Source organism: Tessaracoccus yangjingae, from assembly GCF_054483935.1.
Map to the genome: position 1 here is coordinate 2,156,488 of NZ_CM137014.1, position 18,661 is coordinate 2,175,148.

Below are 18,661 nucleotides of genomic sequence, written 5' to 3' on the forward strand. Positions count from 1 at the left end.
GCATGGCCGTAGCACTGCGCGTGATCCCCTGCCTTGACGTCCACGACGGCCGGGTGGTCAAGGGCGTCAACTTCCGGTCGCTGCGCGATGCCGGTGACCCCGTCGAGCTGGCCGCGAAGTACTCGGCGGAGGGCGCCGACGAGCTGACGTTCCTGGACATCTCCGCGTCGTCGGACGGCCGGGCCACGACCCGCGACATGGTCGCCCGCTGCGCCGAGACCGTGTTCATCCCGCTGACCGTGGGCGGCGGCGTGCGGGAGGTGGCCGACGTCGACCGCCTGCTGCGCAGCGGCGCGGACAAGGTCGGCATCAACACGGGCGCCCTCGCGCGGCCCGCGGTGATCGACGAGATCTCGCGGACGTTCGGCGACCAGGTCCTCGTCCTGTCCGTCGACGCCCGCCGCGAGGAGGGCATGCCGTCGGGCTTCGGCGTCACCACGCACGGGGGCCGCCGCTCCGCCGGGGTCGACGCCATCGAGTGGGCCCGCGAGGCGTGCGCGCGGGGGGTGGGCGAGATCCTGCTCAACTCGATGGACGCCGACGGGACCACCGACGGCTTCGACCTCGAGATGATCCGGGCCGTGCGCGAGGTGGTCGACGTGCCCCTCATCGCGTCCGGGGGAGCGGGGCGCATCGAGCACTTCGTGGCCGCCGCCCGGGCCGGCGCCGACGCCGTGCTCGCCGCCAGCGTCTTCCACTACCGCACCCTCAGCATCGACGAGGTCAAGACCGGTCTGCGGGAGGCCGGGTTCGAAGTCCGCTAGGAGGAACCATGGACTGTCTCTTCTGTGCCATCGTCGCCGGGGACATCCCGGCACGGCGCATCTACGAGGACGAGGTCGCGATCGCGTTCCTCGACATCCATCCCTGGCAGGAGGGGCACACGCTCGTGGTGCCGCGCCGGCACACCGTCGACGCGCTGGCCGACGACGAGGCCCTCGCCGAGATCGGACCGGCCGTGGCGCGCGTGGGCAGGCTCCTGAAGGAGCGCCTCGGGGCGGATGCGTGCAACATCCTCTCCAACGCCGGGCCGGTGTCCGGGCAGGAGGTGCTGCACACCCACGTGCACGTACTACCGCGGTACGCGGACAATCCCGGTATCGGCGGGATGCGGGGCCCTGTTGCCTCCGACCTCGACGCGGTGTGGGCGACGGTGACCCGGAGGGGGTAACACCCGCTGCGCGTCTTAATACCACCCCCCCCGTTGGGGTCAAGAGAGGCTGTACTAGATTGACGTCTGTCATCGGGACGCCGACGCGTCCCCCACAGATACAGAAGGGGACCTCACATGAAGGCCACCAAGATCGCCGGGATCGTCTCGATCGTCGCCGGCATCGTCATGATTGTTGCCGGCGCCCTCACCTGGGGCACCGTCAGCTCGCAGCTCGCCGCCGAGAACATCACGGTGCCCGGCGACTCCACGTTCATGGGCGGCGCCTACGCGGGCAAGACCGTCTCCGGTCCGGTCACCGCGTATGCGCAGGCGGAGATCATCAACGTCCACTCCCTCGCCGGCGCCGACGGCAAGACCTACGCCGAGCTCGGCGCCCTGGCCCGGGAAGCCAAGGAGGCCGGTGACACCGAGGCAGCCGAGGCCTACACCGCTCAGAAAACCAGAGCCATGAACGGTTCCTTCCTCCGCGCGTCGCTGTTCACCTCCGTCGTGTCCTACGGCGTGGCCGCACTGGTCATCGGGCTGGGCTTCCTCTTCGCCGTCATCGGCTGGGCCCTGACCACCATCCGCACCGTCGAGGGTCGCCCCGTCACCGAGTGACCTTGTCGACCCCGTGAGACGGCGGCCCGGACATGCGTCCGGGTCGCCGTCTTACATTGTGGAAGACCCGCCGGGATCGCTTGACAGGGTGCCGATCACGGGCAAAGGTGTACCCATGCCCATGAGCTGGCTCGTCGTAATTCCCTAAGCGCTTCACGTCACCACAGACCGAAGCGCTCCCTCGTGTGCCCGATACGGGCGGCGGGGGTTTTTTCTTGGGATGACCCAGGCGAGCAATCACGGAAGGGAGAGGCAATGACGCAGAAGGACGGTCAAGTCATGACGGGGGCGCAGGCGCTCGTCGAATCGCTGGAACGGATGGGTGTCGACGTAGCTTTCGGCATTCCGGGCGGCGCCATTCTTCCCCTCTACGACCCCCTCTTCGATTCGACGATCCGCCACATCCTGGTGCGCCACGAGCAGGGCGGCGGCCACGCCGCCGAGGGGTACGCCATGAGCTCCGGCCGGGTGGGCGTGTGCATCGCGACGTCCGGCCCAGGCGCCACCAACCTGGTCACGCCCATCGCCAACGCGTACATGGACTCCACGCCGCTGGTGGCGATCACCGGCCAGGTGAACAGCCACTCCATCGGTACCGACGCCTTCCAGGAGGCCGATATCCGCGGCATCACGATGCCGATCACGAAGCACAGCTTCCTGATCAAGCGAGTCGCGGACATCCCGCTGGCCATCCAGGAGGCGTTCCACATCGCGGCCACCGGCCGTCCTGGACCGGTCCTGGTGGACATCGCCAAGGACGCCCTCGCCGGATCGGGCCCGTTCGTGTGGCCTCAGGAGTTGGACCTTCCCGGTTACCGTCCCACGGTCAAGCCGCACTCCCGCCAGGTCAGGGCCGCTGCGAAGATGATCTCGGAGTCGAAGCGGCCGGTGCTCTACGTGGGCGGCGGCGTCGCGCTCGCGAAGGCCGCCCCCGAACTGGCGGAATTCGTCGAGAGGACCCGCATCCCCGTCGTCACCACCCTCATGGCCCGCGGCCAGTTCCCGGACAGCCACGAGCTGAACATGGGAATGCCGGGCATGCACGGCACGGTCGCGGCGGTGGGGGCGCTCCAGAAGTCGGACCTGCTCATCGCGCTCGGAACCCGCTTCGACGACCGCGTCACCGGCAAGCTGGACAGTTTCGCCCCGCACGCCAAGGTCATCCACGCCGACGTGGATCCCGCCGAGATCGGGAAGAACAAGGCCGTCGACGTCCCGATCGTCGGAGACGTCAGGGAGACCCTCAAGGAACTCAACGAGGCCATCCAGGCGTACCCGGCCCCTGAGGCGGACGCCTGGCGTCACCGCCTCGCCACCATGAAGGCTCGCTACCAGCCCCGTTGGGACGAGGCGCCCGACGGCCGGCTGTCCCCGCAGGAGGTGATCCAGCGGATCGGTCAACTGAGCCCGTCGGACACCATCTACGTCTCCGGCGTGGGCCAGCACCAGATGTGGTGCGCGCACTTCCTACCGCACGAGAAGCCGGGCACCTGGATCAACTCCGGCGGAGCCGGAACCATGGGATTCTGCGTGCCCGCCGCCATGGGCGCCAAGGTGGCCAACCCGGACACGACGGTGTGGGGCATCGACGGGGACGGCTGCTTCCAGATGACCAACCAGGAGCTCGTCACCTGCGCGCTCAACAACATCCCGATCAAGATCGCCATCATCAACAACAACGCGCTCGGCATGGTGCGCCAGTGGCAGTCGCTGTTCTACGAGGGCCGGTACTCCAACACGGACCTCATGACCGAGTCGCTGCCCAACTTCCCGAAGCTGGCCGAGGCGATGGGCTGCGTGGGGCTCCGCGCCACCAACGAGGTGGAGATGGAGGCCGCCATCCAGCAGGCGCTCGAGATCAACGATCGGCCGGTCGTCGTCGAGTTCGTGGTGCACAAGGACGCGATGGTGTGGCCCATGGTGCCCGCCGGTGTCAGCAACGACGAGATCCGCGTGGCCCGCGACATGGCCCCCGAATGGGAAGAGGAAGTGCTGTGAAGAACCACACCCTGAGCATCCTGGTCTCCAACCGCCCAGGTGTCCTGACCCGCATTGCCGCGCTGTTCTCGCGCCGCGGGTTCAACATCCAGTCGCTCGCGGTCGGCCCCACGGAGCGCGACGAGGTCTCGCGCATGACCGTGGTGGCCCAGGTGGAGGATGACGGCACCCTGGAGCAGATCGTCAAGCAGCTGAACAAGCTCATCGAGGTCCGCAAGGTGCTCGAGCTGGGCCCGTCGGCCGTGCGCCGCGAGATGATGCTGGTCAAGGTCCACGCGGACGTGCAGACCCGCAGCCAGGTGATCGACGTGGTCAGCCTCTTCCGCGGGAAGGCGGTGGACGTGTCCGCCGAGTCCATCACCGTCGAGGCCACGGGCAGCGACGAGAAGCTCGCGGCACTCCTGGAGATGCTTGCGCCCCACGGCATCATCGAACTCGTGCAGTCCGGGCAGGTGGCGCTCACGCGCGGCTCCCGGAGCATGTCCGAGCACAAGGCTAAGTAGAAAACCAACAAGGAGAACCCATGGCAGAAATGTTCTACGACAAAGACGCCGACCTGTCGATCATCCAGGGTCGCCATGTCGCCGTCATCGGCTACGGCTCGCAGGGCCACGCCCATGCGCTGTCGCTGCGCGACTCCGGCGTGGACGTCCGCGTCGGCCTGCGTCCGGGCTCGCCGTCGGCGGCCAAGGCTGAGGCCGAGGGACTGCGGGTGCTTCCTGTGGCCGAGGCCGTCGAGGAGGCCGACCTCATCATGATCCTCGCGCCGGACCAGGTGCAGCGCACCCTCTACAAGGAGGAGATCGAGCCGCACCTCACCAAGGGTGACGCCCTGTTCTTCGCGCACGGCTTCAACATCCGCTTCGGCTACATCACCCCGCCCGCCGGCGTGGACGTCTGCATGGTGGCGCCGAAGGGCCCCGGGCACCTGGTGCGCCGCGAGTACGCCAACGGCCGCGGGGTGCCGGCGATCATCGCCGTCGAGAAGGATGAGACCGGCAACGCCTGGGCGCTGGCGCTGAGCTACGCCAAGGCGATCGGCGCGCTGCGCGCCGGCGGCATCAAGACCACCTTCACCGAGGAGACCGAGACCGACCTGTTCGGTGAGCAGGCCGTGCTGTGCGGTGGCGCCTCCGCCCTCGTTCAGGCCGGATTCGAGACCCTCGTCGAGGCCGGCTACCAGCCCGAGGTGGCCTACTTCGAGTGCCTCCACGAGCTGAAGCTGATCGTCGACCTCATGTACGAGGGCGGCATCGCCAAGCAGCGCTGGAGTGTCTCCGACACGGCCGAGTACGGCGATTACGTCTCTGGCCCCCGCGTCATCGACGCGCGGGTCAAGGAGAACATGAAGGCCGTCCTGACCGACATCCAGACCGGGGCGTTCGCCAAGCGCTTCATCGACGACCAGGACGCCGGCGCGCCGGAGTTCAAGGAGCTGCGCGCCAAGGGCGAGGCGCACCCCATCGAGGAGACCGGGCGTCAACTGCGCGGGCTGATGAGCTGGGTCAAGACCGACGACGCCGATTACGTCGAGGGCTCGGCTGCCCGCTGACCACCAGACACCGCCGAAGGGCCCGTGAGCATCTCACGGGCCCTTCGTGTTGCCGCAAGACCTAAACCAACATGATCCAACAGGTTTGTTCCGCAATTTACTTGACTTTGAGTTGGTTTGCCTTCAGGATTGCTCCGTGGGCACAACCCACCCGGCTGCGCATCGGGGCGCCGACCGGTCGAGTATGGGAGAAGAACATGACTGCTCTTCCTGACGCACGCGTCAACAAGAACTTGGAGGGTCCGGGCCTGCGGGCGAAGATCCAGAAATTCGGCGGCTACCTGGCCGGCATGATCATGCCGAACATCGGTGCGTTCATCGCCTGGGGCCTGATCACGGCCATGTTCATCGAGACCGGCTGGCTGCCCAACGCCACCCTCGCGGGGTTGGTAGGCCCCATGCTCTACTTCCTGCTGCCCATCCTGATCGGCTACACCGGCGGAAAGATGGTCCACGGGCAGCGCGGCGCCGTGATCGGCGCCATCGCCACCGCCGGCGTGATCATCGGCGGCATCACCGAGTTCGCCACTCTCACCGGCACGCCGATGTTCCTCGGCGCGATGATCATGGGTCCCTTCGCCGGCTGGGTTCTCAAGCAGTTCGACCGGGCCATCGAGGGCAAGATCCGTGCGGGCTTCGAGATGGTGGTGGACAACTTCTCGCTCGGCATCTTCGGCATGCTGTTGGCGATCCTCGGCACCCTGGGAGTCGGCCCCGTGGTGGCGGGCATCGTCGGCGTGCTGTCGCTCGGGGTGAACTGGCTGGTGGCGGCGAACCTGCTTCCGCTGGCTTCGCTGTTCGTGGAGCCCGGCAAGGTGCTGTTCCTCAACAACGCGATCAACCACGGCATCTTCACCCCGCTGGCCGCGATCGACGTGGCCGAGACCGGCAAGTCGATCCTGTACATGGTGGAGTCAAACCCGGGCGCGGGCCTCGGCCTGCTGACCGCGTTCATGCTGTTCGGACCCAGGTCGCTGCGCGCGTCCTCCTCCGGCGCGATCGTCATCCACTTCCTGGGCGGCATCCATGAGATCTACTTCCCCTACATCCTGATGCGCCCCGTGATGCTGATCGGCATGATCCTGGGCTCGATGTCGGGCCTGTTCGTCGCCACCGCGACCGGTGCCGGCCTGGTGGGCCCGCCGTCGCCCGGATCCATCCTGGCCTACTTCGCCGTGACGCCTCCCGGCGGACACATTCCCATGATCCTCACCGTGCTCACCGCCGCCGTCGTCTCGTTCGTGGTGACCTCCGCGCTCCTGAAGTTCGGCCGCGGGTCCGACGACACCGTTGAGGCAGCTGAGGCAGCGGCCCTCTCGGCCACCGGCTCCATGGGAGACGGCGTCTCCATCCTCGGCTCCGCCGTCCGCAAGCTGGTCATCGCGTGCGATGCCGGCATGGGGTCCTCCGTCATGGTGGCCGGCCAGATGCGCAAGCGGCTGGCGGCCTACGGAGTGGAGGTCGTCCACACCCCCGTCGATCAGATCCCCGCCGACGCGCAGGTGGTCCTGACGCACGAGGGCCTGGCGGACCGGGCCGCCAAGCGCGCCCCCGGCACCGTCGTCGTCCCGTTCTCCTCGTACCTGGGTGACCCGGCGTTCGACCGGGTGGAACTCGCCATCAGCGAGGGGCGGATGCTCACCGCCACCGGTGTGGGCGAGGCGCCGGGCGAACCGATCTCCCGAGCCGCCGCACCCACTGCGGCCACGGCAACCCTCACGCGGCCGAAGAAGCGCCTCGCGCCCGGCATCCTGCCTCGTCAGAACGTGCGCCTTGGCCTCGCCGCCACCACCAAGGATGACGCGATCCGCCAGGCCGGCCAGGTCCTGGTGGACTGCGGCGCCGCCGAGCCCGCCTACATCGAGGGGATGCTCGCCCGCGAGCTTCAGACCACCACGTTCCTGGGGCAGGGCGTGGCCATCCCTCACGGCACCAACGAGGCCAGGTCCCACATCAACTCCGCCGCGCTGGGCTTCCTCCAGTACCCCGACGGCATCGACTGGGACGGCCACACCGTCAACGTCGTGATCCCCATCGCCTCCAACAGCGACGAGCACGTCTCGCTCCTGGCGGCTCTCGCCACCACGCTGGCGGACAAGACCCGTGCCGCGCGGCTCCGCTCGGCCACCACCGTCGACGAGGTCCTCGACCTCCTGACCCCCACCGAGGAGTGACCGTCAAATGAAGGCACTGAGATTCCACGCCCCTGGCGACGTGCGGCTCGAGGACGTCCCCGAGCCCAAGTGCGGGCCCGAGGAGGTCAAGATCCGGGTCCGCAACTGCTCCACCTGCGGGACCGATGTCAAGATCCGCGGCAACGGCCACGTCAACATCACCCGGGTCACGACCATGGGCCACGAGGTCGCGGGCGAGGTGGTCGAAGTGGGCGCCGAGTCGCTCGGTGGCTTCGAGGTGGGCGACCGCGTGCAGGTGATCGCGGCCGTGCCGTGCGGTGACTGCCACGAGTGCAGGAAGGGCTGGATGGAGGTCTGCCAGAACCAGACCTCCGTCGGATACCAGTACGACGGTGGCTTCGCCGAGTACATGATCGTGCCGAAGGAGGTGCTCAAGGTCGACGGCCTCAACCGCATCCCCGATGAGGTGGGCTTCGACGAGGCCTCCGCCGTGGAGCCGTTCGCCTGCGCGATCAACGCCCAGGAGCAGCTCGGCATCGAGGAGGGCGATGTCGTCGTCGTCTTCGGGGCCGGCCCGATTGGCTGCATGCACATCCGGATCGCCAGGGGCGTGCACAAGGCCGGCACCATCGTCCTGGTGGACATCAACGCTGAGCGGCTGGCCATGTCCGCGGAGGCGGTCCATCCCGACGCGACGATCGACGCGTCGTCCACCGACGTGGTGGCCGAGGTGATGCGCATGACGCAGGGCCGCGGGGCGGACGTGATCATCACCGCCACGCCGGCCAACGTCTCCCAGGAGCAGGCCATCTCGATGGCCGCGCGCAACGGGCGGATCTCGTTCTTCGGTGGGCTGCCGAAGACCAACCCCACCATCACGTGTGACAGCAACCTGGTGCACTACCGCCAGCTGCACATCCACGGCGCCAACGGGTCGGCGCCCAAGCACCACAAGGACGCGCTGGCCTACATCGCGTCGGGCCAGATTCCGGTCAAGGACCTGATCACCCGCCGTGTCCCCCTCGTCGACGCGCTCAGCGCGTTCGACATCGTGGCCCGCGGCGAGGCGATCAAGGTGACGGTGGAGCCGTAGGGGTCTCACCGTCGCAGCACAGGGGCCGGGTACCTTCGGGTGCCCGGCCCCTTGGCTTGTCGCGTCGGGTGGTGTGACCCACCACTCGTCGCCTGAGGTGTGCGCGTCTCCCCCCGGTGCGAGATCGTCGGGGGCATGGACGTGGGCCGGGTCACTGCACCGTGCGCGAGTGGCTTCGACGCGGGCTGCGCCGCTGCGCGGCTTGGCCCGGCTCACCCAGCGGAGATTGAGCCCTGCCCAAGGTCAGGGGGCGATCCTCTGTACCTCCGCTGGCGGAGGACCGCGGGATGCCGGGCGCGCGGAGCGTCGCGACCGCGTCGAGGCAGCTGGCGCGCGGTTCGAGGGTCGGGCGTCCGTGTTGCGTGTCCGCTGGGTGAGCCGGGCGCGCGCGGAGCGACCGCGACCGCGTCGAAGCCCCTGGCACCCGGTTCGAGGACCCGGCCCGCCCACCGCGCTGGGTAACCCAAGACAACCCGGGGCAAGGCATCAGGGTTCCGACAGGCGCTGACGGGCCTCGGGGGAGATGTCGCGCTGCGACGTCGGTCGACCCTTGGCAGCAAGTGCCGGGAGGTCGTCGTATCGCCCCTCGATCAGCGCGATGCGCTTCTCCCGCCCCCAACCTTGAACCTGCTTCTCAAGGGCGTAGGCCTCGTCGACCCGTTCGAACTCCTCCGCCCACACGAGCTGCACGGGAAGCCGCCGAGTCGTGTAGCGGGCACCCCGCCCAGTCATGTGTTGTGTCACCCGCTCGCCGATGTCCCAGGTTGATCCGACGTAGAAGGTGCCGTCGCTGCACTCCAACATGTATGTGAATGGCATCCATGCATCGTGACTGATCTTGGGGCCAGCGCAATCCAGGTGCGTGAGTCTGTGGATAACTGTCGGGGCCTGGACGTGGGTCGGGTCACTGCACCGTGCGCGAGGGGCTTCGACGCGGGCTGCGCCGCTGCGCGGCTTGGCCCGGCTCACCCAGCGGAGATTGAGCCCTGCCCAAGGTCAGGGGGCGATCCTCTGTACCTCCGCTGGCGGAGGACTGCGGGATGCCGGGCGCGCGGAGCGTCGCGACCGCGTCGAGGCAGCTGGCGCGCGGTTCGAGGGTCGGGCGTCCGTGTTGCGTGTCCGCTGGGTGAGCCGGGCGCGCGGGGAGTGCCGCGACCGCGTCGAGGCCGCTGGTGCCCGGTTCGAGGGCCGGCGTCCGTGGCGCGGGTCCACTGGGTGAGCCGGGCGCGCGGGGAGCGCCGCGACCGCGTCGAAGCCCCTGGCACCCGGTTCGAGGACCCTGGCCCGTGTCGAGTGTCCGCTGGGTGAGCCGGGCGCGCGGGGAGCGCCGCGACCGCGTCGAAGCCTCTGGCACCCTTTCGAGGACCCTGGCCCGTGTCGAGTGTCCGCTGGGTGAGCCGGGCGCGCGCGGAGCGCCGCGACCGCGTCGAAGCCCCTCCGCACGGTTCGAGGACCTGACCCAGTTGCGCGGCTTCTCGCTACAAGAACGTTCTTGCTGTGCCTCACGCTGGCGACACGGAAAGGGCCGGGCACCACATGGGTGCCCGGCCCTCGTGTGACGGTCGCTCAGCCGAGAAGCTGCAGCGCCAGATCCTTGGCGTCGCGGGCGTTGCGGGAGCGCACCACCTGGAGCGCGGCATCCCGGCACTGGTCGGCGGTCACGCCGCCGAGCCGGACGCCCACCGATGGGATGGCGGTGACTGCCATGGACAGGGAGGAGACCCCGAGCCCCACCAGCACGCAGGCGAGCAGTGGATCGGCCGCCGCCTCGCCGCACACACCCACCGGTTTGCCCGCCGCCATTCCGGCCTCGGCGGCCAGCTGGATCAGCCGCAGCACCGCCGGCTGCCACGGATCGGTGAGCTGCGCGAGCGCGCTCGACATGCGGTCCGCGGCCAGCGCGTACTGGGTGAGGTCGTTGGTGCCGATCGAGAAGAAGTCCACCTCCGCGAGGAACTGCTCGGCGAGGAGGGCCACGGACGGCACCTCGACCATGATTCCGGGCTTCAGGCTGCGTGCCCTGCAGAGGGCCGCGAACTCGAAGGCCTCGTCGACGGTGGCCACCATGGGGGCCATCACCCAGGCCTCGGCCACGCCGCGCTGACCGGCCGCCATCGCGATGGCGTCCAGCTGACGCTCGACCAGGCCAGGGTTGGTCCAGCTGAGCCGGATGCCGCGGACGCCGAGGGAGGGGTTCTCCTCGTTGGCGTGGTTGGCGAACGGCACGGGCTTGTCCGAGCCGGCGTCGAGGGTGCGGACCACCACCTTGCGGCCCTCGAACGCCGCGAAGACCTCGCCGTAGATGCGGGCCTGCTCCTCGACGCTCGGTTCGGTCTGGGCGGTCAGGAAGCACAGCTCGGTCCTGAAGAGCCCGACGCCCTCGGCCTGCGAGGCCGAAGCTGTGCGGGCGGCCGCGCCGTCCTGGACGTTGGCCAGCAGCTGCACGGCCCCGCCGTCGGCTGTGCGGGCCGGCCCCTGCCAGGACCGCACCTGCGCGCGGTGATCGCGGTCGCGCACCATGAGCGAGGTGGCCAGCGCCGCATCGGGGTTGACCGTGATCATGCCGGAGGTGCCGTCCACCAGGAGTGGGGCCCCCTCGGGCACGGTGTCGAGGGCGGAGACGGCGACGACGCAGGGGATCCCCAGCTGGCGGGCGATGATCGCGGTGTGGCTGGTCGGGCCGCCGAATCGCGTCACGAGCGCGGTGATCAGGGTGGGGTCGAGGCCGGCCGTGTCTGCGGGGGCGAGATCGTCGGCGCAGAGCACGACGGGGGCCGACGGCGTGGGGATGCCGGGCTCGGGCAGGCCGAGCAGCTCGGCCACCACGCGGTTGCGGATGTCGCGCAGGTCCGTCGCGCGCTCGGCCATGAGGCCGCCCAGCTGCACCAGCTGGGCCACGAAGCCCTCGATGGCCTGGTCGGTCGCGGACTCCGCTGAGGCACCGGCGGTGATCAGCTTCTTCGCGGCCCGCAGCCAGCCGCGGTCGCGGGCGAGGGCGGCGGTGGCGCCGAGCACCTCCGACGCGACGCCGGTGGAGGAGCTGGCCCGCTGGGTGAACCGGTCGGCGACGGTGGTGGCGGCCGCCAGGAATCGCTGTGCCTCCGCCTCCCGATCCGGCTCGTCGAGCGGTGGGCCGGGCGGTGGGGGAGCGATGGCGGGGCGCGTCCAGGCGGCCGGCGCGAATGCGATGCCGGCGACGACACCGGTGCCACGAACAGAAACAGATTCCATGTTTCCTCCACAATGAGGGTTGAGTATGACTATCGTCGCCCGTGGATGGGATGAAGTCAACATAAACACAGATCTGGCCGTGTCTGATTGCGTCTGACCGGGCTCAGGGTCGGAGGGTGGAGGGTGCATGTACGCGGAGGAGCGGCAACACGAGATCGTGACGCTGGCCAGGGGACTGGGGCGGGTCGCGGTGGCCGAGCTGGCATCCAGCTTCGGGGTGACGCCTGAGACCATCAGGCGCGACCTTGACGCCCTCGCGGCGCGCGGGTTGCTCAGCAGGGTCCACGGCGGCGCCGTGCCGTCGGACAAGCTGTGGCTGGCGGAGGCCCCCGTAGGGCAGCGCGAGGCCACGTCGCAGGACGAGAAGCTCGCCATCGCGACGCACGCGGCGTCGCTGCTGCCGGCGCGCGACGAGTTGACGGTCCTCATCGACGCCGGCACCACGACGTCGAGGCTCAGCGCGTTCCTGCCCGGCCGGGTGTCCACCGTCGTCACGAACTCCGTTCCCACGGCTGCATCGCTGGCCGACCGGGGGGATGTCGAGGTGCTCCTGCTCGGTGGGCAGGTGCGCGGCCTGACCCAGGCGACCGTGGGCGCGGAGGCGCTGGCGACGCTGGCCCGGCTTCGGGTGGACGTGGCCTTCATGGGCACCAACGGCTTCTCGGCCGAGCACGGATTCTCCACCCCGGACCCTGCTGAGGCGGCCGTGAAGCGCGCCATGATCGGGGCCGCGCGCGAGGTCTATGTGCTGGCCGACGCCACGAAGTTCGGCGCCGACTACCTGGTGCGGTTCGCCGAGCTGGGGGACGTGGACGCTCTGGTCACCGACGCCAGACTGCCGCGCGCCTCGATCGAGGCGTTGGAGGCCGCGGAGCTCCGGGTCGACGTCGTCGGATGATGTTGGTTTGTGTCGGTTTCTCTTGCTTTGCTTCCGAAATGAGGGTATAAACGTAGCAACAGCCTCGAGGGAGCGGACATGGTCGACGACGTTGCACGCAGAGTGGTCACATTCACGGCCAACCCCAGCATCGACCGCACGCTCACCCTGGACCGGTGCCTCGAGCGCGGCCAGGTGCTCCGCGCCTCCGGCGTGACCGAGCAGGCGGCCGGCAAGGGCGTCAACGTCGCACGGGTGGTGAGCGCCTCCGGCCTTCCCGTCACCGTGGTGGCGGCGGCCCTGGACCGGGGATTCCGGAACCTGGCCGAACGGGCGGAGGCCCCGCTCACGGTGCTCGGCCAGATGCTCGACGACGGCCGCCGGGTGCGGATGAACACCACGGTCACCGAGCCCGACGGAACCACCACCAAGCTCAACGAGCCCGGGCCATCGCTGACGCCGGCGCAGCTGGCTGTGGCCGGGGACACCCTGGTCGATGTGGCCCGGGGGGCGGCCTGGGTCGCGCTCGCCGGCTCCCTCCCGCCCGGGGCCCCGGACAACTGGTACGCGCTGCTCGCAGACCGGCTCTCAGGGCTGGGCTGCCGGATCGCCGTCGACACCTCCGGGCCTGCCCTGGACGCGCTGCTCGCGTCGATGAGGGCGCCGATCGACCTCATCAAGCCCAACGCAGAGGAACTGGCCCAGCTGACCGGCGGTGACGCCGCCGCACTCGAGGAGGCCGCCGACGGCGGTGATGTGAGTGGCGTCGTCGATGCCGCCCGTCAGCTCCACTCCCGGGGCATCCGGGCCGTGCTCGTCACCCTGGGCGGCGCGGGGGCGGTGCTCGTCACCGGAGAGGGCGCCTGGTTCGCGGCCGCGCCGCCCACAGACGTGCGCAGCACCGTCGGCGCGGGCGATTCTGCCGTGGCCGGCTACATCCTCGCGCACGTCCGCGGCCAGGACCCCGCGAGCTGCCTCGCCTCGTCCATCGCCTACGGCTCGGCGGCCGCGGCGTTGCCGGGCACCACCCTGCCGACCCCGGCGGACCTGACGGCCGAGAAGATCGACGTCGTCGCGATCGGCTGACCGGCCGGGCGCACCACCACCCACGAAAGAGAGTCATCCATGGCATCCAGGACCGTCATCGTCGGATCCTCCGTCGGCCTCCACGCCCGCCCCGCCGCGATCGTCGCCGAGGCGGCAGGCGCCTACGACGAGGACATCACGATCCGCCTGGCCGACATGCCCGAGGACGAGGGCGTCGACGCGGCGTCCAGCCTCATGATCATGACGCTGGGCGCGGCCGCCGGCGCGGAGGTGGTCGTCGAGTCCGACGACGCCGCCGCGGTGGAGGCGATCGCGGCCCTGATCGAACGGGACCTCGACGCCTGATCCGGGGAGCGCCTAGGCCAGGCGGGCCGCGATCCTGTCACCGATCTCGGTGGTGCGGAACGTCGCCGCACCGCGGTCCGCGATGTCGGCGGTGACCGCGTCGTCGATCCGGCGGGCAAGCTCCGGCCTGCCGAGGTGGTCGAGCAGGAGGGCCATGGACGAGATGGCCGCGGTCGGGTCCGCGATGCCCTGGCCCGCGATGTCCGGGGCCGAGCCGTGCACCGGCTCGAACATCGACGGGTACTCGCCGCTGGGATTGATGTTGGCCGAGGCCGCGAGGCCGATGCCGCCGGTGACCGCAGCGGCGAGGTCGGTGACGATGTCGCCGAACAGGTTGTCGGTGACGATCACGTCGAACTGGCTGGGGTCCACCACCATGGCGATCATCGCCGCGTCGATGTGCAGGTACCTGCGCTCCACGTCGGGGAACTCGGCTCCTACCTCGGTGAAGATGCGGTTCCACAGGCTGCCGGCGTTGACGAGCACGTTGTGCTTGTGGAGGAGCGTCAGCTGGCCGCGCCGCGCCTGCGCCCGACGGTAGGCGTCGCGGACGACGCGCTCGACGCCGTAGGCGGTGTTGACCGAGACCTCGGTGGCGAGCTCATGCGGCGTCCCGACGCGCACTGCGCCGCCGTTGCCGCAGTAGAGGCCCTCGGTGCCCTCGCGGACCACGACGAAGTCCACGGTCTTCCCCTCGACGATCCGGGGGGCCAAGGGGGTGGGGACTCCGGGGTACAGCTTCGAGGGGCGCAGGTTGACGGCATGATCGAACGCGAAGCGGAGCTTGAGCAGCAGGCCGCGCTCGAGCAGGCCACTGGGGATCGCCTTCGATCCCGGTGCCGCGCCGACGGCGCCCAGCACGATGGCGTCGACGCCCTTGAGCTCCTCGAGCACCGAGTCCGGCAGCACCTCTCCGGTGCGCTGCCAGCGCTCGGCGCCGAGGTCGTAGTGGACGAAGCTGAACGCGTCGGCGCCCGCGACCGCGGTCAGCGCCTTGAGCGCCTCCGCAGCCACCTCGGGGCCGATGCCGTCGCCGCCGATGACGGCGATGGTGCTGGTCTGAGTCATGGGCAGACCCTACGGCTTGGCACTTTGGCGCGGGTAGGGGTCAGGGGTGCCCGTCCACTGGCTGAGACGCCTCACGGGGCGGGCGGCGGGGTATCCTTCGCTCTGATTCACGACCCTTGGGAGAGATCAATGCCGATGCTGCCGACCCGCCCGGCCGAGTTCCACGTCTTCGACACCTCACTGCGCGACGGCGCGCAGCAGGAGGGCATCCACCTCTCGGTGGCGGACAAGCTGAAGATCGCCGGGTACCTCGACGAGCTGGGCGTCACCTTCATCGAGGGCGGCTGGCCCGGTGCCAGCCCCGCCGACACCGAGTTCTTCGTGAAGGCCAAGGACCTGAACCTCCAGCGGTCCAAGCTGGTCGCCTTCGGCGCCACGCGCAAGGCGGGCGGGCGGGCCGAGGAGGACGCGCTGACCCGCGCCCTCGTCGACGCCGACACCGAGTACATCTGCATCGTCGCGAAGTCACACGACGAGCACGTCTTCCGCGCCCTGCGGACCACCCTCGAGGAGAACCTCGAGATGATCACCGACACCGTGCAGTTCCTGCGGTCCCAGGGGCGGCGCGTCTTCGTGGACTGCGAGCACTTCTTCGACGGTTACCGGGCCAACCCCGAGTACGCCATCAAGGTGGTCCAGACGGCCCACGACGCGGGCGCCGAGGTGGTGGTCCTGTGCGACACCAACGGCGGGATGCTGCCCAGCTGGATGGCCGAGGTCGTCGAGGCCGCCGCGGCGACGGGCGCCAAGCTCGGCATCCACTGCCACAACGACACCGCCTGCGCCGTGGCCAACACGCTCGCCGCCGTCGAGGCCGGGGTGATGCACGTCCAGGGCACCTTCAACGGCTACGGCGAGCGCACCGGCAACGCGGACCTGTCCGCGCTGATCCCGAACCTCCAGCTCAAGTACGGCTGGGACGTGCTGCCCCCCGAACAGCTCGCCGACCTCACCCGCGTGGCGCACGCCATCGCGCTGGTGGCGCACCAGCCGCTGCTGGGCCGGCAACCGTACGTGGGGCACTCCAGCTTCGCCCACAAGGCCGGCCTGCACGCCTCAGCGATCAGGGTGGACGAGAACCTGTACCAGCACACCGACCCCGCCCTCGTCGGCAACGACATGCGCATGCTCGTCTCGGACATGGCCGGCCGGGCCAACATCCAGATCAAGGGCGAGCAGCTGGGATTCGACCTCGAGGACCGCACGCTGGCGGCGTCGATCACCGAGCGGGTCAAGGCCAAGGAGGCCGAGGGATACTCCTACGAGTCCGCGGACGCGTCGTTCGAGATGCTGCTTCGTGACGAGCTAGGGGTCCTGGAGCTGCCGTTCCAGGTGCAGTCCTGGCGGGTCTTCACCGAGGAGCGCGACGGCGTCAACATCTCCGAGGCCACCGTCAAGCTCACCGCCAAGGGGGAGCGGCACATGGTGGTCGGCGAGGGGAACGGGCCCGTCAACGCCCTCGACGGCGCGCTCCGGCAGGCCCTCGCGGTGCCCTTCCCCGCCGTCGCCGAGTTCGACCTGACAGACTACCGGGTGCGGATCCTCGACGAGGGGCACGGCACCGACGCCTCGGTGCGGACGCTCATCGACACCTCCTACAACGGCTTCACCTGGACGACGGTGGGGGTGGGCACCAACGTGATCGAGGCGTCCTGGGAGGCGCTGATGGACTCGCTGGCCTACGGCATCCTCACGCACCTGGCGGCCGAGTAGCCTCCACTAGTCTGGGCGCATGCGCATCGCTCGTTTCGTCAAGGACGGCCAGGACCCCACCTACGGGATCATCGAACTCGCGGTCGACGGGGGGGACCACCCCGACACCATCGCGGCGCTCACGGGGGACCCGCTTGCCGGGGTGTCGGTCAACTACACGGGCGAGCGGCACGACCTGGTCGAGGTGCGCCTGCTCGCGCCGGTCATCCCGCGCAGCAAGATCGTGGCGGTGGGAAAGAACTACGCGGACCACGCCAAGGAGATGGGCGGCGAGGTGCCTTCGTCTCCGCTGCTGTTCTTCAAGCCCAACACCTCGGTGATCGGCCCGGAGGACACGATCATCCGGCCGGCCGGATGCGCGGACCTGCACTACGAGGGCGAGCTGGCCATCGTCATCGGCCGCATCTGCAAGGAGGTCCCCGCTGAGCGGGTGCCCGAGGTGATCTTCGGCTACACCATCGCCAACGACGTCACCGCCCGCGACTGGCAGGCCACGGACGGGCAGTGGGCCCGCGCCAAGGGCTCGGACACCTTCCTGCCGCTGGGCCCCTGGATCAACACGCACCTGAGCGTCGAGGAGGCGGAGCACCTCTCCCTCGAGACAAGGCTGGGCGACGAGGTGCGCCAGCACGGCTCCACGTCGCAGATGGTGCGCGGCATCGTCGAGCTGGTCAGCTACATCTCGTCGTTCACGACGCTGCTGCCGGGCGACCTCATCCTGACCGGCACGCCCGCGGGGGTCGGGGCCATGGAGCCCGGGGACACGGTGAGCGTGGAGATCGACGGCCTGGGCGTGCTGAGCAACCCCGTCGCGGACGCGTGACCCAGCCCCTCCAGCTGGCGCTGGTCGGCGAGCCGCAGGATCCGCCGTCGGGGCTGACCTACCCAGTGGTGCTGCGGCGTCCGGGCTTCTCCGGATTCACGGCGCTGTTCGGCGCGCTGCTGGCGTTCATCGGTTTCGCGCTGGTGGTCCCCCTCGTCTCGGCGCTCGTGACGTGGGTGGGGTTCCTGGTGCGCGGGGGCGGAGACTTCGAGGCGTACTCGGCGGCCGCGTCGGCCTATGAGCTGCCGGAGGGCCCGGCCGCCGGTCATCTCGCGCTGGCCGCGCTGATCCCTCTGTGCGTGGTGCTCGTCCGGTATGTGCACGGGATGCGGCCCCGGTGGCTGGCGTCGGTCCAGCCGGGTGTGCGGTGGCGCTATCTGGCGCTGTCGCTGCTGGTGGCGGCGGTGATCCTCAACGCCGTCACCTGGGCTTCGTTCTGGTTCGGCGAGATGCCGGTGTTCCACGGTGGACAGGACGGCTGGGTGTGGTTCCTGCTGGTGGTCGGGATCACCTCGCCGCTGCAGGCCGCCGCCGAGGAGGTGTTCTTCCGGGGCTACCTGCTGCAGGTGATCGGGTCCGCCACCGGCCGGGCGTGGGCGGGCGTCGTCGGCTCCGCATTGGTGTTCGCGCTGCTGCACGGGGTGCAGAACCCGGCCCTCTTCGCGCACCGCCTGGCGTTCGGCCTGGTGGCCGGGGCGCTCGTCGTGGTCACCGGCGGGCTGGAGGCGGGGATCGCGGCGCACGTGGTGAACAATGTCGCGGCGTACGCGTACGCGATCTTCACCTCGTCGGTCGCCGCGCTCCGGGGCGTGACGACGATCTCGTGGGCCGAGGCGGCGTGGAATGTGGGGGCGTTCGCGGCGTTCGGTGTCGCGGCGTGGTGGTTGGGCCGACGGCTGAGGGTCGCCACGCTCACCCCGTGACGTCGGGCCTGCTCGCCCCGGCCGGGTCCGGGTGAGGGTTGGCTGGTGGGGTTGGCTGGTGTGGGGGTTGAGCCAATGGATG

General features: G+C 69.8%; 17 protein-coding genes. 14 read left to right on the forward strand and 3 right to left on the reverse strand.

Annotated elements, in window-relative coordinates; all coding sequences use genetic code 11:
* The first annotated feature begins 2 nt into the window (after positions 1 to 2).
* The 8 genes from hisF to ACX1D3_RS09610 all read left to right on the forward strand — a co-directional run bounded on the left by hisF (position 3) and on the right by ACX1D3_RS09610 (position 8,552).
* Positions 3 to 764 (forward strand): imidazole glycerol phosphate synthase subunit HisF, encoded by a 762-nt coding sequence (gene hisF, locus ACX1D3_RS09575; protein WP_068750265.1) that lies wholly within the window; start codon positions 3 to 5, stop codon positions 762 to 764.
* 8 nt (positions 765 to 772) lie between these two features.
* On the forward strand, positions 773 to 1,171 hold the full coding sequence (locus ACX1D3_RS09580; RefSeq protein ID WP_458993660.1) for an HIT family protein: 399 nt from the start codon (positions 773 to 775) through the stop codon (positions 1,169 to 1,171).
* Positions 1,172 to 1,288: 117 nt separating this feature from the next.
* Positions 1,289 to 1,774, forward strand: a complete 486-nt coding sequence (locus ACX1D3_RS09585; protein ID WP_458993661.1) for an aromatic ring-opening dioxygenase LigA — start codon at positions 1,289 to 1,291, stop codon at positions 1,772 to 1,774.
* Between the two features lie 255 nt (positions 1,775 to 2,029).
* Positions 2,030 to 3,772 (forward strand): acetolactate synthase large subunit, encoded by a 1,743-nt coding sequence (locus tag ACX1D3_RS09590; RefSeq protein ID WP_458993662.1) that lies wholly within the window; start codon positions 2,030 to 2,032, stop codon positions 3,770 to 3,772.
* On the forward strand, positions 3,769 to 4,275 hold the full coding sequence (ilvN, locus tag ACX1D3_RS09595) for an acetolactate synthase small subunit (protein WP_458993663.1): 507 nt from the start codon (positions 3,769 to 3,771) through the stop codon (positions 4,273 to 4,275). The genes ACX1D3_RS09590 and ilvN overlap by 4 nt, the downstream gene beginning before the upstream one ends.
* Before the next feature lie 20 nt (positions 4,276 to 4,295).
* On the forward strand, positions 4,296 to 5,324 hold the full coding sequence (gene ilvC / locus ACX1D3_RS09600; RefSeq protein WP_458993664.1) for a ketol-acid reductoisomerase: 1,029 nt from the start codon (positions 4,296 to 4,298) through the stop codon (positions 5,322 to 5,324).
* 197 nt (positions 5,325 to 5,521) lie between these two features.
* Entirely contained in the window at positions 5,522 to 7,498 is a 1,977-nt protein-coding gene (locus ACX1D3_RS09605; protein WP_458993665.1) for a PTS mannitol transporter subunit IICBA, read from the forward strand.
* A 7-nt stretch (positions 7,499 to 7,505) separates the two neighbouring features.
* A complete protein-coding gene (locus ACX1D3_RS09610; protein WP_458993666.1) occupies positions 7,506 to 8,552 on the forward strand; it encodes a zinc-dependent dehydrogenase in 1,047 nt (348 codons plus the stop codon).
* A 486-nt stretch (positions 8,553 to 9,038) separates the two neighbouring features.
* On the opposite strand, the gene ACX1D3_RS09615 is transcribed toward ACX1D3_RS09610, so the two are convergent.
* Complete coding sequence (locus ACX1D3_RS09615) at positions 9,039 to 9,371, reverse strand: GIY-YIG nuclease family protein (RefSeq protein ID WP_458993667.1); 333 nt, start codon at positions 9,369 to 9,371, stop codon at positions 9,039 to 9,041.
* A 747-nt stretch (positions 9,372 to 10,118) separates the two neighbouring features.
* Entirely contained in the window at positions 10,119 to 11,783 is a 1,665-nt protein-coding gene (gene ptsP / locus ACX1D3_RS09620; RefSeq protein ID WP_458993668.1) for a phosphoenolpyruvate--protein phosphotransferase, read from the reverse strand.
* A gap of 127 nt (positions 11,784 to 11,910) precedes the next feature.
* On the opposite strand from ptsP, the gene ACX1D3_RS09625 reads away from it, so the two are divergent.
* The 3 genes from ACX1D3_RS09625 to ACX1D3_RS09635 all read left to right on the forward strand — a co-directional run bounded on the left by ACX1D3_RS09625 (position 11,911) and on the right by ACX1D3_RS09635 (position 14,052).
* The gene (locus tag ACX1D3_RS09625; RefSeq protein WP_458993669.1) at positions 11,911 to 12,681 is read left to right on the forward strand and encodes a DeoR/GlpR family DNA-binding transcription regulator; all 771 of its coding nucleotides are present in this window, start codon (positions 11,911 to 11,913) and stop codon (positions 12,679 to 12,681) included.
* A 78-nt stretch (positions 12,682 to 12,759) separates the two neighbouring features.
* Positions 12,760 to 13,746, forward strand: a complete 987-nt coding sequence (locus ACX1D3_RS09630; protein ID WP_458993670.1) for a 1-phosphofructokinase family hexose kinase — start codon at positions 12,760 to 12,762, stop codon at positions 13,744 to 13,746.
* A 39-nt stretch (positions 13,747 to 13,785) separates the two neighbouring features.
* A complete protein-coding gene (locus ACX1D3_RS09635) occupies positions 13,786 to 14,052 on the forward strand; it encodes an HPr family phosphocarrier protein (protein WP_458993671.1) in 267 nt (88 codons plus the stop codon).
* Between the two features lie 12 nt (positions 14,053 to 14,064).
* Here ACX1D3_RS09635 and ACX1D3_RS09640 read toward each other — a convergent pair whose 3' ends face one another.
* Positions 14,065 to 15,120 (reverse strand): 3-isopropylmalate dehydrogenase, encoded by a 1,056-nt coding sequence (locus ACX1D3_RS09640; protein ID WP_458993672.1) that lies wholly within the window; start codon positions 15,118 to 15,120, stop codon positions 14,065 to 14,067.
* A 129-nt stretch (positions 15,121 to 15,249) separates the two neighbouring features.
* Between ACX1D3_RS09640 and cimA the strand changes: the two genes are divergently transcribed.
* From cimA to ACX1D3_RS09655, 3 genes are read left to right on the forward strand one after another with little or no spacing between them, the layout of a single operon-like run.
* Positions 15,250 to 16,833 (forward strand): citramalate synthase, encoded by a 1,584-nt coding sequence (cimA, locus tag ACX1D3_RS09645; protein ID WP_458993673.1) that lies wholly within the window; start codon positions 15,250 to 15,252, stop codon positions 16,831 to 16,833.
* A gap of 19 nt (positions 16,834 to 16,852) precedes the next feature.
* Positions 16,853 to 17,656, forward strand: a complete 804-nt coding sequence (locus tag ACX1D3_RS09650) for a fumarylacetoacetate hydrolase family protein (RefSeq protein ID WP_458993674.1) — start codon at positions 16,853 to 16,855, stop codon at positions 17,654 to 17,656.
* Entirely contained in the window at positions 17,653 to 18,579 is a 927-nt protein-coding gene (locus tag ACX1D3_RS09655; RefSeq protein ID WP_458993675.1) for a CPBP family intramembrane glutamic endopeptidase, read from the forward strand. The genes ACX1D3_RS09650 and ACX1D3_RS09655 overlap by 4 nt, the downstream gene beginning before the upstream one ends.
* The last annotated feature ends 82 nt before the right edge of the window (positions 18,580 to 18,661 follow it).